16 protein-coding genes are annotated in these 14,006 nt (G+C 60.7%); 10 read left to right on the forward strand and 6 right to left on the reverse strand.

The features are described 5' to 3' along the window. Nucleotides 1-27: 27 nt before the first annotated feature. Both AF337_RS09245 and AF337_RS09250 read right to left on the reverse strand, forming a co-directional pair. Nucleotides 28-711, reverse strand: a complete 684-nt coding sequence (locus AF337_RS09245) for a DNA alkylation repair protein (RefSeq protein WP_049731918.1) — start codon at nucleotides 709-711, stop codon at nucleotides 28-30. Then, on the reverse strand, nucleotides 708-1,577 hold the full coding sequence (locus tag AF337_RS09250) for an NAD(P)-dependent oxidoreductase (protein WP_049731919.1): 870 nt from the start codon (nucleotides 1,575-1,577) through the stop codon (nucleotides 708-710). Before AF337_RS09250 ends, AF337_RS09245 begins: the two co-directional genes overlap by 4 nt. A 161-nt stretch (nucleotides 1,578-1,738) precedes the next feature. Here AF337_RS09250 and AF337_RS09255 point away from each other — a divergent pair, with 161 nt between their 5' ends. From AF337_RS09255 to AF337_RS09290, 9 genes are all read left to right on the forward strand, one after another. Further along, nucleotides 1,739-2,110 (forward strand): hypothetical protein, encoded by a 372-nt coding sequence (locus AF337_RS09255; protein WP_049731920.1) that lies wholly within the window; start codon nucleotides 1,739-1,741, stop codon nucleotides 2,108-2,110. Nucleotides 2,111-2,460: 350 nt separating this feature from the next. Continuing rightward, nucleotides 2,461-3,636 carry an FMNH2-dependent alkanesulfonate monooxygenase gene (gene ssuD, locus AF337_RS09260; protein ID WP_049731921.1) on the forward strand — a complete coding sequence of 392 codons (1,176 nt, stop codon included), beginning with the start codon at nucleotides 2,461-2,463 and terminating at the stop codon, nucleotides 3,634-3,636. Between the two features lie 476 nt (nucleotides 3,637-4,112). After that, a complete protein-coding gene (locus AF337_RS09265; RefSeq protein WP_049731922.1) occupies nucleotides 4,113-5,795 on the forward strand; it encodes a molecular chaperone HscC in 1,683 nt (560 codons plus the stop codon). Between the two features lie 4 nt (nucleotides 5,796-5,799). Then, nucleotides 5,800-8,580 carry a hypothetical protein gene (locus AF337_RS09270; protein WP_049731923.1) on the forward strand — a complete coding sequence of 927 codons (2,781 nt, stop codon included), beginning with the start codon at nucleotides 5,800-5,802 and terminating at the stop codon, nucleotides 8,578-8,580. A gap of 211 nt (nucleotides 8,581-8,791) precedes the next feature. Then, entirely contained in the window at nucleotides 8,792-9,115 is a 324-nt protein-coding gene (locus AF337_RS09275; RefSeq protein WP_003594094.1) for an ArsR/SmtB family transcription factor, read from the forward strand. Then, nucleotides 9,112-9,522 carry an SRPBCC family protein gene (locus tag AF337_RS09280; RefSeq protein WP_049731924.1) on the forward strand — a complete coding sequence of 137 codons (411 nt, stop codon included), beginning with the start codon at nucleotides 9,112-9,114 and terminating at the stop codon, nucleotides 9,520-9,522. Before AF337_RS09275 ends, AF337_RS09280 begins: the two co-directional genes overlap by 4 nt. 35 nt (nucleotides 9,523-9,557) lie before the next feature. Next, nucleotides 9,558-9,806: a hypothetical protein gene (locus AF337_RS40020; RefSeq protein ID WP_082336771.1), complete on the forward strand. Its 249-nt coding sequence runs from the start codon at nucleotides 9,558-9,560 to the stop codon at nucleotides 9,804-9,806. Next, nucleotides 9,776-10,246, forward strand: coding sequence for a DUF1801 domain-containing protein (locus tag AF337_RS09285; RefSeq protein WP_049731925.1), 471 nt, complete (start codon nucleotides 9,776-9,778; stop codon nucleotides 10,244-10,246). The genes AF337_RS40020 and AF337_RS09285 overlap by 31 nt, the downstream gene beginning before the upstream one ends. A gap of 36 nt (nucleotides 10,247-10,282) precedes the next feature. Beyond that, complete coding sequence (locus AF337_RS09290) at nucleotides 10,283-10,726, forward strand: DUF1801 domain-containing protein (RefSeq protein WP_049731926.1); 444 nt, start codon at nucleotides 10,283-10,285, stop codon at nucleotides 10,724-10,726. Between the two features lie 16 nt (nucleotides 10,727-10,742). On the opposite strand, the gene AF337_RS09295 is transcribed toward AF337_RS09290, so the two are convergent. From AF337_RS09295 to AF337_RS09310, 4 genes are all read right to left on the reverse strand, one after another. Further along, complete coding sequence (locus AF337_RS09295; protein WP_049731927.1) at nucleotides 10,743-11,219, reverse strand: SRPBCC family protein; 477 nt, start codon at nucleotides 11,217-11,219, stop codon at nucleotides 10,743-10,745. Continuing rightward, nucleotides 11,216-11,557, reverse strand: coding sequence for an ArsR/SmtB family transcription factor (locus AF337_RS09300; protein WP_049731928.1), 342 nt, complete (start codon nucleotides 11,555-11,557; stop codon nucleotides 11,216-11,218). Before AF337_RS09300 ends, AF337_RS09295 begins: the two co-directional genes overlap by 4 nt. Then, a complete protein-coding gene (locus tag AF337_RS09305) occupies nucleotides 11,554-12,240 on the reverse strand; it encodes a glutathione S-transferase family protein (protein WP_049731929.1) in 687 nt (228 codons plus the stop codon). The genes AF337_RS09300 and AF337_RS09305 overlap by 4 nt, the downstream gene beginning before the upstream one ends. 102 nt (nucleotides 12,241-12,342) lie before the next feature. Further along, on the reverse strand, nucleotides 12,343-13,161 hold the full coding sequence (locus tag AF337_RS09310) for a class I SAM-dependent DNA methyltransferase (RefSeq protein ID WP_049731930.1): 819 nt from the start codon (nucleotides 13,159-13,161) through the stop codon (nucleotides 12,343-12,345). A 114-nt stretch (nucleotides 13,162-13,275) separates the two neighbouring features. Between AF337_RS09310 and AF337_RS09315 the strand changes: the two genes are divergently transcribed. After that, on the forward strand, nucleotides 13,276-14,001 hold the full coding sequence (locus AF337_RS09315) for a DUF2270 domain-containing protein (protein WP_049731931.1): 726 nt from the start codon (nucleotides 13,276-13,278) through the stop codon (nucleotides 13,999-14,001). Nucleotides 14,002-14,006 lie beyond the last annotated feature (5 nt).

Genomic DNA, 14,006 nt, shown 5'->3' on the forward strand with positions numbered 1-14,006 from the left:
GGGCTTCAGCTTGACGCCTGCATGCGTTTATTTCAGCCGTGTCGTTAGCTTTTCGCCGGCCAATTCCTTGACGGCGTCCTTGCCGATCCAGCGGGCAGTTTTGTCAGAGCTTTCCGCGAGCGCCCTTGCAAGGGCGAGCGCCGGCGTATGGCAGGCGAGATTGCGCTTGCCGATGCTGCGGAGCGCCCAATTGATCGCCTTGCGCACGAAGTTCCGAGGGTCGCCCGAATGGGCTCTGATCAGCGGCAGCCAGGCAAGGATGCTGGTGTCGGGCTCTGTCTTGCGATGGACGGCGGCGCCTGCAATCATGGCGAAGGCAGTGCGCCTGACAAATTCGCGCTCGTCGTCAGCGAATTCTGCGATGAGTTCGTCCAGCCGGGCCTCGACGAAAAGGTCGGCAGCGCAATCGACGATTTCCCAGGAGTTGAAATCATTGGTCCAATTCCGGGCTTCTTCCGCCGTCAGCCGGCTCGGCTCGGCTGTAAAGAGGGCGAGCAGACGGGCTTCGCGGATGTCGCTACGCCAGAGATTCATTGCTCTGGCGTGATCCTTCTTCGCTTGCCTGGCGATCGCCTTGACATCGGGATTGGGAATGCCGAGGGCGCTGGTGGTGACGATGCCGAAGCGCGCCATGCCGGCGATATTCTCCTCCGAACGCAGCGTTTCGAGATGCGCGATCAGTTCGGCTGCATCGGAGGAGGGGGCAATCATTTTTCGAGACGGGCGAGCAGCGAGGATGTATCCCAGCGATTGCCGCCCATCGCCTGGACGTCGCCATAGAACTGGTCGACGAGGGCGGTGACCGGCAGCTTGGCGCCGTTGCGGCGGGATTCGGTGAGCACGATTCCGAGATCCTTGCGCATCCAGTCGACCGCGAAGCCGAAATCATATTTGCCCGCGTTCATGGTCTTGTGGCGGTTTTCCATCTGCCAGGAGCCCGCCGCACCCTTGGAAATCACCTCGACGACCTTTTCGATATCAAGGCCGGCGCGCTTGCCGAAATGCAGCCCTTCGGCAAGCCCCTGGACGAGGCCGGCGATGCAGATCTGGTTGACCATCTTGGTCAGTTGGCCAGAGCCTGCCGGCCCCATCAGGCCGACCATGCGGGCATAGGCGTCGATAACGGGCCTGGCGCGTTCGAAGGCGGCCTCGTCGCCGCCGCACATCACGGTCAGGACGCCGTTTTCAGCGCCGGCTTGGCCGCCGGAAACGGGAGCGTCGATGAAATCGACGCCTTTTTCCTTGGCCGCGGCATAAAGTTCGCGGGCGACCTCGGCGCTGGCGGTGGTGTTGTCGATCAGCACCGACCCCGGCCTCATGCCGTGCAGGACGCCGTTTTCTCCCGATGTCACCGACCGGAGATCTTCGTCATTGCCGACGCAGACGAAGACGAAATCGGCGCCTGCGGCAGCCTCGGCCGGGGTGGATGCGGATTTGCCGGAGAATTTTTCTGCCCAGGCGACGGCTTTTTCGGCCGTACGATTATAGACGGTGACATCGTGGCCGCCCTTCGTCTTCAGATGACCGGCCATGGGAAAACCCATGACGCCGAGACCGATGAATGCGACTTTAGCCATATGTCCTGTCCTTATCCGGAGTGCGAGGCCCTGAGGATTAACCGAAACGGCCGGGGCAGAAAAGCCGTGAAGACGGACTTCCTTGCGATAGACGGATATGAGGCTGGTCGCCGTTCGCCTCAGCCCTAGATGGGAACCAGGCAAATGTGTACGGGGATGACATGCGCGAAGTTCCGACGATCGAGCCGCGGCGTAAAGGCCGCAGTGGAATGCAGTCGATGCTTATTCCATCGCAGCAGATGGTCGCAGAAGAGATTCGATCGGCGCAGCAAGGTGTTTTCACCGAGCTTGGCATCCTTCGCCGCCGCCTCGCTGCCGAATACGGGGCGGACGCCTGTTGTCCGGTCACCGTGCAGCGGCATCTGCGCGCGATTGCCGATCTGTCCTTCCTCGCGCTGCAAAAGGGTGAACCGGTTTCGACGATCACGCCCTATTGGCGCATGGTCGATCCCACCAGCCTGCTGGCGAGGCGCCTTGCCGGCGGGGCCGGCTTTATCCGGGAGCGGCTGGCTGCCGAACGTCGGGAGGGATAGCGAAAGAAGGCCGCTATCGGCAGGCGCTTGCCGACGAGCAACAGAACGGGAAAAATTATTCCTCGAAGCGGACGACAATGGAAAATTGATATTGTCGATATAATTTGTAGTCTATGGCAATATTCCGGCGATCGAAGGCGACTCCCGCTTCCTGCCAGCCGCGATCGATCGACAGGATATTTCAGATGTTCACGCGCAACCAAAGCCCCGGCATTCGCTCCGCCGCCACCGCGATCCTCCTAAGCATCCGCGTGGCGGCGCGCCAGATATGTCCTGCATGTGGTCGCATGCCGGAGGCCAGCTAAACCGCGCGGGCTGATTTTCGAATTTCGCAGCAAAGGACCGTTTCCATGACCGCCACATCCGATCCCATCAATTTCCTCTGGTTCATCCCGACATCGGGCGACGGCACCTATCTCGGTTCCGCCGATCTCAACCGCGCGCCCGAGATCGGCTATCTCACGCAGATCGCCCAGGCCGTCGACCGGCTCGGCTATTCCGGCGTGCTGTTGCCGACAGGGGTTGCCTGCGAGGAATCCTTCGTGACGGCAGCGGCGCTCGCAGCCAAGACCGAGAAGCTGCAGTTCCTGGTGGCGATCCGCCCCGGCACGGCGTCGCCGGCCTATTACGCGCGCCTGGCGACGACGCTCGACCGCATCTCCAACGGCCGCCTGCTGCTCAATATCGTCGTCGGCGGCAGCCCGGCCGAGCTTGCCGGTGACGGCATCCATCTCGAACATGACGAGCGTTATGCCCATGCCGAGGAGTTCTTCACCGTCTTCGAGGAACTGCTGGACAAGGGCACGGCGAGCTTTGACGGAAAATATATCAAAGCGACCAACGCGCGCCTTGGCTTTCCCTCGGTGCAGAACCCGCGCCCGCCGCTCTATTTCGGCGGCTCGTCGGATGCCGGCATCGATTTCTCGGTCGGCCGCGTCGACAAGTATCTGACCTGGGGTGAGCCGCCGGCGCAGGTGGCCGAAAAGGTCGCCAAGGTGCGCAAGGCCGCCGCCGAGCGTGGCCGTGAGGTGAGCTTTGGTATCCGCCTGCATTTCATCGTGCGCGAAACCGACGAAGAGGCATGGGAGGCGGCGGAGCGGCTGATCCGCCACCTCGACGACGATACCATCCGCGAGGCGCAGGAGCGCTTCGTCCATGAATCCGACTCGGTCGGCCAGAAGCGCATGGCTGCCCTTCACGGCGGCCGCCGTGACAAGCTCGAGGTCTCGCCGAATCTCTGGGCTGGCGTCGGTCTGGTGCGCGCTGGCGCCGGCACGGCGCTTGTGGGCTCGCCGAAGACGGTGGCCGCGCGCCTTGCGGAATACCAGGAGATCGGCATCGATACGGTGATCGGCTCCGGTTATCCGCACCTTGAAGAAGCCTATCGCGTCGCCGAGTTGCTCTTCCCTGAGCTCGGCATCACCCGCGAGCAGCAGCGCCTGGCCTTCAACAACGAGTTCGGCCGCAAGCAGGTTTTCGCAGGCGGCAGCCATGGCGGCAATCTGAAGGTCGTTTCCGGTTCCTGAGGTCGAACGAAGCGGGTAAGTCTGAATCGCCGGAAGCCGCCCGTGGCTTTCGGCGTTTTTACTGTATGAGGTGCTGGCGAGTTAGGTCGTGTCTGACGGCGATCCTGCCGCGACTGTCCGGAGGGCCGGTTATGATTGCGCGACCTGACGCCAAGCCGGACTCTGAAGGTCAACACATCCATCTATAAATTTTTATCGGCTTTTTGAAGCATGTTGCAATTTAGATCAACTATGAGATGTATAAAGACATCTCGCCTGTTATTGAGAATGCATCCCACACCCTCCAAATATCCAGTTCCCGTCAATCGTTGGTCGCCCAAAGCGCATTTTTGCTCGCCGCCCGGCTTCATGCCGTACCGAGTCGAACACGCAGTGCGGCCAGTTCTCGAACTAGGATGACCCGCGCGGGATAGAAGACGACCCATTGTTTCCATCCAGGTAGCGGGCGCGCCACCCTATTCGTATTTGAGGTTTTTATGGCAATTGTCGGTATCGATCTTGGCACATCCAATTCGTTGGTGGCGGTCTGGTCCGAGAGTGGTGCGGAACTCGTTCCCAATGCGCTTGGCGAAACCCTGACGCCGTCGGCGGTCAGCGTTGCCGATGACGGCGTGTTGCTGGTGGGACGGGCGGCGGCCGACCGGTTGATCACGCATCCGGAGCGCTCCGTCGCCTCCTTCAAGCGGTGGATGGGAAGCGCCAACAGCGCACAGCTCGTCGGCAAGTCCTGGCGGGCCGAGGAACTGTCGGCGCTGGTGCTGAAGTCGCTCAAGGACGATGTCGAGGCCAAGCTTGGCGAAAAGATCGTCGAGGCGGTGATTTCGGTTCCCGCCTATTTCAACGATCCGCAGCGCAAGGCAACGCTGGATGCGGCGCGGCTCGCCGGTCTGAATGTCGAGCGGTTGATCAATGAGCCAACAGCAGCGGCGCTGGCGCATGGGTTGGAGGCGACCGGAGACGGTTGTTTCCTGATCCTCGACCTTGGTGGCGGAACGTTCGACGTATCGCTTCTGCACAAGTACGAGAACGTGATGGAAATCCGGGCGTCTGCTGGCGATTCCCTGCTTGGCGGCAATGATTTTCGTGATGTGTTCGTCGAATTCCTGGTCAAGCGGCATAAGTTGAACGAAGCCAGGCTCGATCCGGCCGAGCGGGCGCGACTGCTGCGCGAGGCGGAAGCGCTCAAACTCGCGCTGACCGACAAGGCGGAAGCGGCTTATGATTTCTCGCTCGGCAAGACCCAATGCGCAGGGGAAGTCAGCCGTGCTGCATTCGAGGAGGCGGCAGCGCCGCTCTTGAGGCGGATGCGTACGCCGATCGAAAGCGCCGTTCGCGACGCCCGCATCGACATTGCCAAGATCGATCAGATCGTCTTGGTCGGCGGCGCCACAAGGATGCCGCTGGTGCGCAACCTCGTTACTAGGCTGTTCGGCCGCTTTCCGTTGATCCATGCGCGGCCCGACCACGCCATTGCGATCGGTGCAGCGGTGCAGGCGGGCTTAAAGCATCGCCGCGGTGCTCTCGATGAAATCATCATGACCGATGTATGCCCCTTCACCCTGGGGACGTCGGTCCTCGATCCAAGGGCGCCTGATGGTGTCATTCTGTCACCAATCATCGAGCGCAATGCCGTAGTCCCCATCAGCCGGGAAAATATCTATTGGACGGCGTCGAACATGCAGACGCACGTAAGCATCGAGGTGCTGCAGGGGGAGCACATGCGGCCGTCCCAGAATGTGCGGATCGGCACCGTGGATGTATCGGTCCCGCCGGGGCCAGCCGGCCGGGAATCTGTAGGCGTACGATTCACCTATGACATCAACGGTGCCCTGGAAGTCGAGGTCAAGGTGACTTCGACGAAGCATGTCGAACGGAAAGTCTTCCGCAACCAATCCAATCTCAGCGACCACGAACTCGACAAGAGCTTCGCGGCACTCGCGTCCATCAAGCTAGCGCCACGCGACCAGCAGGAAAATCGTTCGCTGATCGCGCGGGCGGAAAGACTATACGTCGAATCGCTCGGACCCGTGCGGGAGCATATCGCGCAGCTTCTCCTACAATTCGAAACCGCGCTGAACGATCAGGCGAACCACGATCTCGGAGCCGTACGCCGCGCATTCGCCGAAACATTGAACCAGTTCGAACACAGAATGCTTTGATCCCATGGCTGAAACTTGCTGGACGCTCCTGCAGATCGCACCGACTCAGGATGAGAACGACATTCGACGCGCCTATGCCCGGCGGCTGCGCGATTTTCGGCCCGATGAGGATCCGGAGGGATTCCAGCGGTTGGTCGGCGCGAAAGAAGCGGCGCTGAACTGGGCGAGTGCGCAGCATGTCGACTTGCCGGCTTTGACCATCGAGGGGTGGGACGATCCGGAGAGGAATGCCGACCTTGCGCTGCTGACGAGGACTGATGCCGCCGACGACTCGGATGAGCAGCGGAAATTGGATAAGCCGGGCGAAATGCCGCAACCCGAAACACCGGCCGTAAAGCCTGCGGAATTTTCGCTCGAGATCGAGCCGAACGATGACGGGGATGATGGTTTAGTCTTTGTGCGCTTGAACGAAATTGTGGCCCGGGAAAAAGGGCGCCCCTGGGGAACTGATCCGGCGCAGTACGAGGCTCAACCGTGGATCGAGCTGTTTGATCTCGCTGCGGGAATGAGCCTGCAACGTCACGAGCTTTTCCTCGAAGCTATTGGTCGCGAGTTTCCATCGATTCTTCCGCAAATCGGGCTTCAAGGGCTGGAAACCGTAAGGGAGTTTGCCGAAGGGCACGGCATTTCTGCTGTCGTTGAAGCGATCGAGCAGCAATGCAGATTTGGGGAGCGTCCGGCCACCCTTGTGCATCTTTGCGGTCAAGAGACCGCGATGATTTATTTCTCGTGGCTGGCGCATGCGCAATCGGCTCGTAGCGTATTGCAACGTCGAGCGGCCGGGCGGGCCGCCTATTCGGACGGACGCACTGGGATGCCGGTCTTTCCGGCAGAAGACAGGCTTTTCGCCTTGGAAACGGCTGAGTTGGTCAAATTCCACAAGGAAACGGTCGACCGTGGTCGCTGGCCGTTCCGTATTGACTTCAAAACCTTAGTCATTCCGACAACGCGGTTGGTATCTGCCGGATTGGCCTGGCAAGGTGGCCTTTTTCTTCTGGTTCTGGCAGCGATTGCGATGGGCGGCTTCTCGTTGGCCAACGACACCGCGCAGATCAGTGCCTTGGCAGCCATTCCTGTTCTATTCGGCGGCCGCATCGCTATGGCGTTCTTGCTCAACCGACTGGCGGTCGGAGCGGCGCTGCAGCGGGTGATGTATGCCGACCGTCTTGGGCTGTGGTCAAGGAAACCGAGACCGGACGCCTTGCGCAATAATTGGCGCGAGTACGAGCGCCCCATTTTCCTGTGCGAGCTCTTTGTGTCCTTGATGGTGCTCGTCTCGATACCGATCGCAATCTCGAACTTCTGGCAGCTGAAGGATGACCTGGATAAGCCCGTCGAAACCGTCGTTTCCGAGATTGTTGTCTCTGCGCTCAATAGCGTTGCAAGCGACGATCGGCTGCCTGACAGTACGCTCTTCGATTTGATAGACTTCGTCGTCAAGTCCGAGCAGACGAATTTCAGCGATCGCGGCAAGGACGCCGACCTACTCGTGCGCGATGTCAAAAACCGCGGATGGCTGGCCGAACTGCGCCGCCGCCAGGATCAACTGCTCGGCGAGAGCTGGCTGCGAGGCTCGGAGCGAGTATTGATTGGTCCCACTATCGCAACGGTAGCAGCAGAACGTGAACGCAAACTGCGGGTCCTTGCCGACCTATACCACGCGGCAACGCCGGAGGCGCGCATGCAGATCGAACGATCGCTTGCATCCTGGAAGCTGACGCTCAACTTTGCAAAGGACCCACAAACCATCGCAGCAGTATGGGCCGCCATTCCGCCGCGCAGCAACGGTTCAAACCTGGACGCCTTCCCGGAGGAAATGCGAAGGCTGCTGATTAGTAAATTCCTGTCGAACGCGATCGGCAATTTTGTCGATGGCGATGTCCAACTCGCCAGTCAATTCCATTGGCTGCTGACGGCTCCGGCCGATAGGCTTTACGACGTGGGGCCACTCCGGCCGTTCGATTCGACCGCTCTGGTTCCGGCGGGCGGAAACGAAGCGACTGTTATTGGCGGTGATGCGGCAAGCGGTCCGCCTCTGGCGGCCGGCGGTCAGAAAGAAAACGTCGTTGCACGCTATTCCAAACAGCAGGGCGATCGCCCGGCGTCCGAAGCCTACTTGCCGGCCCTGTCTCGCATGGATGCGGCACTGGCGCGCTCAAGCTATTTCGATATAGCCCGCACGTGCTTTGACGTAACCAGCGAAAAGGATCGATTATATATGCGCGAGGTGTTCGCCCGATCCCTGGCAAATCCCCCTGACGCCGCCATTTCGTCGAGCGCCGATCTTTGGCTGAGACTGGGACGGGCCGCGCTCGCAGAACCTGCGTGCTATCGTATGGCTTCCGTAACTGGAAGAGTGGCCGGGGCTGAACTGCCGCTCCGCCAGGTGGATGATCAGTTCGACGCCATTGATGATGAACTGGATCATTTGGCCGAGGCCGAACCGGACGCCGTGGGAGAAGTTCTCCAGTTTGTTGTCCCGCAAGAAGGCATTTACAGTTTTACCCGCAATCGAGTGGTCTCGCATGCCCATTTTCTGCTTGGCAACTGGTTCCTCAACAAGCGGGAGTATCGCAGCGCGATTCTGGAGTACGATCAGGCGCTGAAAGCGAAGCAGTGCAACGAGTTTTATGTTCGTCGAGGCGAAGCGCTTCGGGCAGCAGGCGATGAAAAACGGGCAAACGCAGACTTTCAGCTGGCACGCGAGACCTCCCAATGGTGCCTGATTGGCGGCACGGATGGCTTGCAGTCGTTGCGTACGGCGTTGGAAGAGAACAGCCATTGATCCCAGTCCGGCTACGGTGCCGACGATATTCCACGGCGAAAGAAGATTATAGGAATGTATAGCTTGTAGGCTATCCGTTGTCCGTGGATAAATTATATCAGGATCTTGCGGCGTACTGCCTGTTTTCTTTCTCGCTCCAGCTTGATCGCTTGACTCACCCATACCTCTGTGGCTATACGTTAATTCATAGCTGAATAGGTATGAATTACAAATGTCCGATGCTCAAGACGCGCTGTTCAAAACGCTCGCTGATCCGACCCGGCGGGCTCTGTTCGAGCGGTTGTGCCGGGAAGGGGAGAAGACGGTGGGGGCTCTGACGGCTCGGGCCGGGGTCTCGCAGCCGGTCGTTTCAAAACATCTCGGCATATTGAAGCAGGCCGGATTGGTACGCGACCGCCATGAGGGCCGCCAGACGCATTATAGCGCGCAGCTCGGTGCGCTTGCTCCGCTGGTCGACTGGACCAGCGAGATGGCCGGGTTCTGGCAAAACCGCTTCAACGATCTCGAAGATTTGCTGAAAAGGATGGATCAATGACCGACATATCGACAGAAACGCGCTCCGTCGTCATCGAACGGGAAATCCCTTTTCCTTCGGAAAAGATCTGGCGGGCGCTGACCCAGCCGCACCTGATCCAGGAGTGGCTGATGACAAGCGACTTCAAGCCGGCCGTTGATCATCGCTTCAGCTTCAACGCCGATTGGGGCTCGGTCGACTGCAAGGTTCTGGAGGTCGAGCCGAACAAGACCCTGTCCTATAGCTGGGATGCCTACGGTCTTGAAAGCACCGTCACCTGGACTCTCACTCCGACCGGCACGGGAACGCATCTGCGTATGGAGCAGTCGGGTTTCCGGCCGGATCAGCGGCAGGCTTACGGCGGCGCCAGAAGCGGGTGGACGCAGTTCCTTGGAAATCTGGAGCAGGTGCTGGCGCGGATAGAGTGAGGCCGCCCGGGCTGATTTAAACGGGGGAGGCCCTATTGAGCTGGAGCAACTGGTTGCGGCAGATCCCCCGCTGGCTGTCCGTTGCCTTTACCGTGGCGGTCATTCTCAATATTATCGCCATGGTACAGGAGAGATCGACCGTCTGGGGCGGCGTCTTGGCACTGCTGCCGCTTGGCCCGCTGTTGCTGGCCGGTCTTTACCTCTTCCTGCTGCCCTATGCCGGCAGATGGTGTGGGAGATTAGGAGTGACGCAATGGCCGGCAAGACGTCCAAGACCCAAATGACGCTCACCACGAAGACCGTCGCCAAGCCGACGGCTGCGGAGCCGACCCTTCTTTCGGGCGGCAATCCGCAGATCGCCAAGGGTTACGGCGAAGCTCCGGTGCAGGCCTATATCGCCGCGATGCCGGGCTGGAAAAGCGACGTCGGGCGCCGCCTCGATGCACTGATCACACGCACCGTGCCCAATGTATATAAGGCAGTTAAATGGAACTCGCCCTTCTACGGCATTGAGGGCGAGGGCTGGTTCCTGGGCGTTCATTGCTTCACGAAATACGTCAAGGTGGCATTCTTCCGGGGCGCGTCGCTGCAGCCTCTGCCGCCCGGTCATTCCAAGCAGAAGGAAGTTCGTTACCTCGACATCCGCGAGGACGACGAAATCGATGAAGCCCAGCTTGCCGCCTGGGTGGAGCAGGCGAGCCGATTGCCCGGCGAACGGATGTGATAACCAATACCCCTCGATTGGTGGGCGGGAGGAACCATGAAGAAGCCGACAGCAGCCATGAAGAAGAGCGATTCCCGGGAAGCAGAGGGGGGAGCCTCCCCATCTCAGCTGATCGATGCGAGGATCGAGGAACTCGGCGATTGGCGCGGCGAAGTGCTCGCCCGGGTTCGGGCGCTCATCAAGCAAGCCGAGCCCGCGGTGGTCGAGGAATGGAAGTGGCGAGGGGTTCCGGTGTGGGAGCGTTCCGGCATCATCTGCACCGGCGAAACCTATAAGAGCGCGGTGAAGCTGACCTTCGCCAAGGGCGCCTCATTGGAGGATCCTTCAGGTCTCTTCAATTCCAGCCTCGACGGCAACACGAGGCGCGCCATCGATTTCCATGAGGGCGACGAGATCGACGAGGAGGCGTTGAAGGCGCTCTTTCGCGCCGCTGCGGCATTGAATATGTCAGCAAAGGCTGCGGCCTCCCGGAAGAGGTGAAGCGGTTGAGATTCGGCTAGTGGATCGGGCTCGCCTCGCGCTCGAGAAAGAGTTCGAGATTGTCGAGGCCGATCTCGGTGCCCTGGAGGCGGGCGCCGTTGTCGGCGTAGCCGTCGAGAAAGACCACCTGCTCGGTGAAGACCATCCTGGTGCCGTCGGCTTGGGCTTCGAAGGTGACGGTGGTGAGCGAGGCGGAGATACGGGTTTCGCCGAGCTTCATCTCATAGGCATAGATGATGCGGGTATCCGGCACGATATCGATGTAATGGGCGTCATAGGCGTGCAGAAGCCCATCGGTGTCCGCGACGTGGTTCCTTTCCGTACCGCCCGGTCTGAAATCGAGCCCGTATTCCAGCGGCAGCCATTCGCCGTGGCAGGCGAACCACTGGCGCTTGGCCTCCGGCGTCGACCAGGCGCGGAAGACGCGAGAGACCGGCGCCTTCAGGTGGCGCTCGATGACGAGGGTGGCGTGTTCGGTGGATCGTGTCGTCATTCGGAAAAGGTCTCCGGTTCTTCGGCGAGATATTGATCCAGCCTGTCGAAGCTGGCGGTCAATCGGCTCTTTCGCTGTTCCACCCAGCGTTCGACGGCGGCAAGCGCATCCTGCTGCAGGCGGTAGGTTCGCACCCGGCCGGATTTTTCGGAGAGTACGAGGCCGCTTTCCTCCAGCACCTGCAGATGTTTCATTACCGTCGGCAGGGCGACCGCAAGCGGCGCGGCCAGCTCGGTGACGGAAGCCGGGCCGCGGCCGAGGCGGTCGATCATGCCGCGGCGACTGCGGTCGGAAAGCGCGTGGAACATGCGGTCAAGACCCGCCTGGCCGTCGATCATCCCGCCGTATCCCGGAAGCGGCCAGGCAGCCTGTCATGGTAGGGATAGAACTTGAAATAGGGGCGGGCTTCCTCCAGCGCCCTTGCAAAGGACGGGCGGGCGAGAAGCCGGTCGTAATAGGCGCGAAGCTTCGGCTGCTCCTCTAAAAACGGGACCAGCGTCTCGGCGTAGAAGAGGGCGGGGGCTGCGGCGCAATCGGCCATGGTAAAGGCCTCGCCTGAGATCCATGGGCTTTCGGAGAGCTGTTTTTCGATCATCGCATAGGCGGTGGCAAGCGTTGCCTTGCAGGCGGCCACCTCCGTCTCGTCCTCCTTGCCCTCGGGGCGCCGGCGATTGCTGACGATGGTCTGCATCGGCGCCTGGACGTAATGGTCGAAGAAGCGATCCCAGAGGCGGACCTGCAGCGCCCGGTCGATTTCCAGCGGCAGCAGGGAAACGGGGCCGGGATAATAATGGTCGAGATATTCGATGATGATCGACGTCTCGGGAACCGTGCTGTCGCGCGCTTCGTCCCTGAGCAGCGGCATCTTGCCGATCGGCCAGAAGCGGAAAAGATCGGCGCGCGAGGCCTCGTCGGACAGATCGACGAGGCGATTTTCGAAGGGCGTGCCGTTTTCGTAAAGCGCGATCAGCACCTTGTGGCAGAAGGAGGCGAGCGGATGCCCATAGAACACGAGCGACATGCGGCGACCTTTCCTGTTTGGTGGAAAACTTTACCGACCGACTAAGTATCAGGCCGGAAAGGAATACGCAACAGATAGTTCGCCGATCGTGTAACTATTATCTCAGGAGATATATCTGGCGATCACCAGATGGCCGGGTGTCGGCTGGCCGTCTTCCATGCGCACGTTGATATCCGATATCTCGACGAGTTCGAAGCCGGTGGCCGCCAGGCGTTCTTTCACATAGGCGTCGGCATGGGCGAAGCGCTGGTGCGGGCCGACCATGTAGGCGCGGCCGGCGAGGGTCTCTTCAGGCAGGGTCTCCGAGGAGAAGATGAACAGGCCGCCCTGCGTCAGGTTCTCGGCGGCGCCGAAGAACAGCGGTTCGAGTGCGCCGAGATAGGGCAGCACGTCGGTGGCGGTGATGATGTCGAAGGCTTCCTCATCATTGTCGTCGAGGAAATCCTCGACCTCGGCGACGAAAAGCGTCTCGTAGAGATCCTTCTCATGGGCGATCTCGACCATCTTCTCCGAAAGGTCGATGCCGGTCATATCCTCGCAGAGGTCGCGTAGCGCGCCGCCGGTGAGGCCCGTGCCGCAGCCGAGATCGAGCAGCCGCTTGAACGGCCCAAGTTTCAGCGCCTGCAGGCGCTGGCGTACCAGCATCGGCACGTGATAGCCGAGTTGCTCGACGAGCACATCCTCGAAAACCTCGGCATGCTGGTCGAACAGGGTCTCGACATAGGCATCGGGCGCCCTGACCGGCGTTTCGCCGCGGCCCATCGCGGCGATGCGCACGGCGGCACCGCCGTGATCGTCAGGATCGATCGCCAGGACTTCCTCATAGGCCGCAACGGCCGCGTCGACATCGCCGGCCTTCTCCAGCGCCAGCGCGCGGTTATAGGCTTCGCCAAGGGCTTCTTCGTCGATCTTCTTTGCCATCGCGGTCCATCGTCCTTCTGTTTCAGCCATGGCTCTAAGGCGGCTTTCGATGTTTTGCAATGGCGTGGCGACTGGCGCAGAATGGCAGAAAAGAAGACCAAGGGAGGAACAGCCATGGATATGGAGCAGGACACGGTGCCATCGGCAAGGGAAGGCGAGGGCGCACGAACCCTGCTGCTGCCCAGCACGCCGGGCGAGGTCACCAATACGCTCATTCATTATTACCGCGGCGAACTGGGTCGGATGACGAGCTGGCGCGACCGCATCGACCGGACGTCGAACTGGGCGATCACCGTGGTGGCAGCTCTGCTCTCGGTGTCGCTGTCGACGCCGACCTCGCATCACGGCGTGCTGTTGTTCGGGATAATGCTGGTGACGCTGCTTCTGATGATCGAGGCACGGCGCTACCGCTTCTTCGATATCTACCGCGCCCGCATCCGGCAGATCGAGCGCTGCTATTTCGCGCAAATCCTAGCACCGGACGCCAAGGCCGGCAGCGAATGGGGAGAGGTGGTCGCCAATAGTTTGCGTCACCCGCGCTTCCTGCTCAGCTATTCGGAAGCAATGCACCGTCGTCTCAAACGCAATTATGGTTGGATGTATTTCATCTTGTTCCTCGCCTGGTGCCTGAAGATTTCGACGCCGAAACTCCAGACGGAGGGCGTGCAGGCGCTGCAGGCGCACTCATGGAGCTATGTCATCGACAATGCCGTGCTCGGGCCGGTTCCCGGCCTTGCGGTCATCGCAATCGTCGTCGCCTTTTATCTCGGCATTCTTTGTTTCGCCCTGCGTGCGGATCGCGACGAGGGCGAATTCGGCCATGGCGAGGCGCATGTCTGATGCTG

Source organism: Rhizobium ecuadorense, assembly GCF_001187535.1.
GTDB lineage: Bacteria > Pseudomonadota > Alphaproteobacteria > Rhizobiales > Rhizobiaceae > Rhizobium > Rhizobium ecuadorense.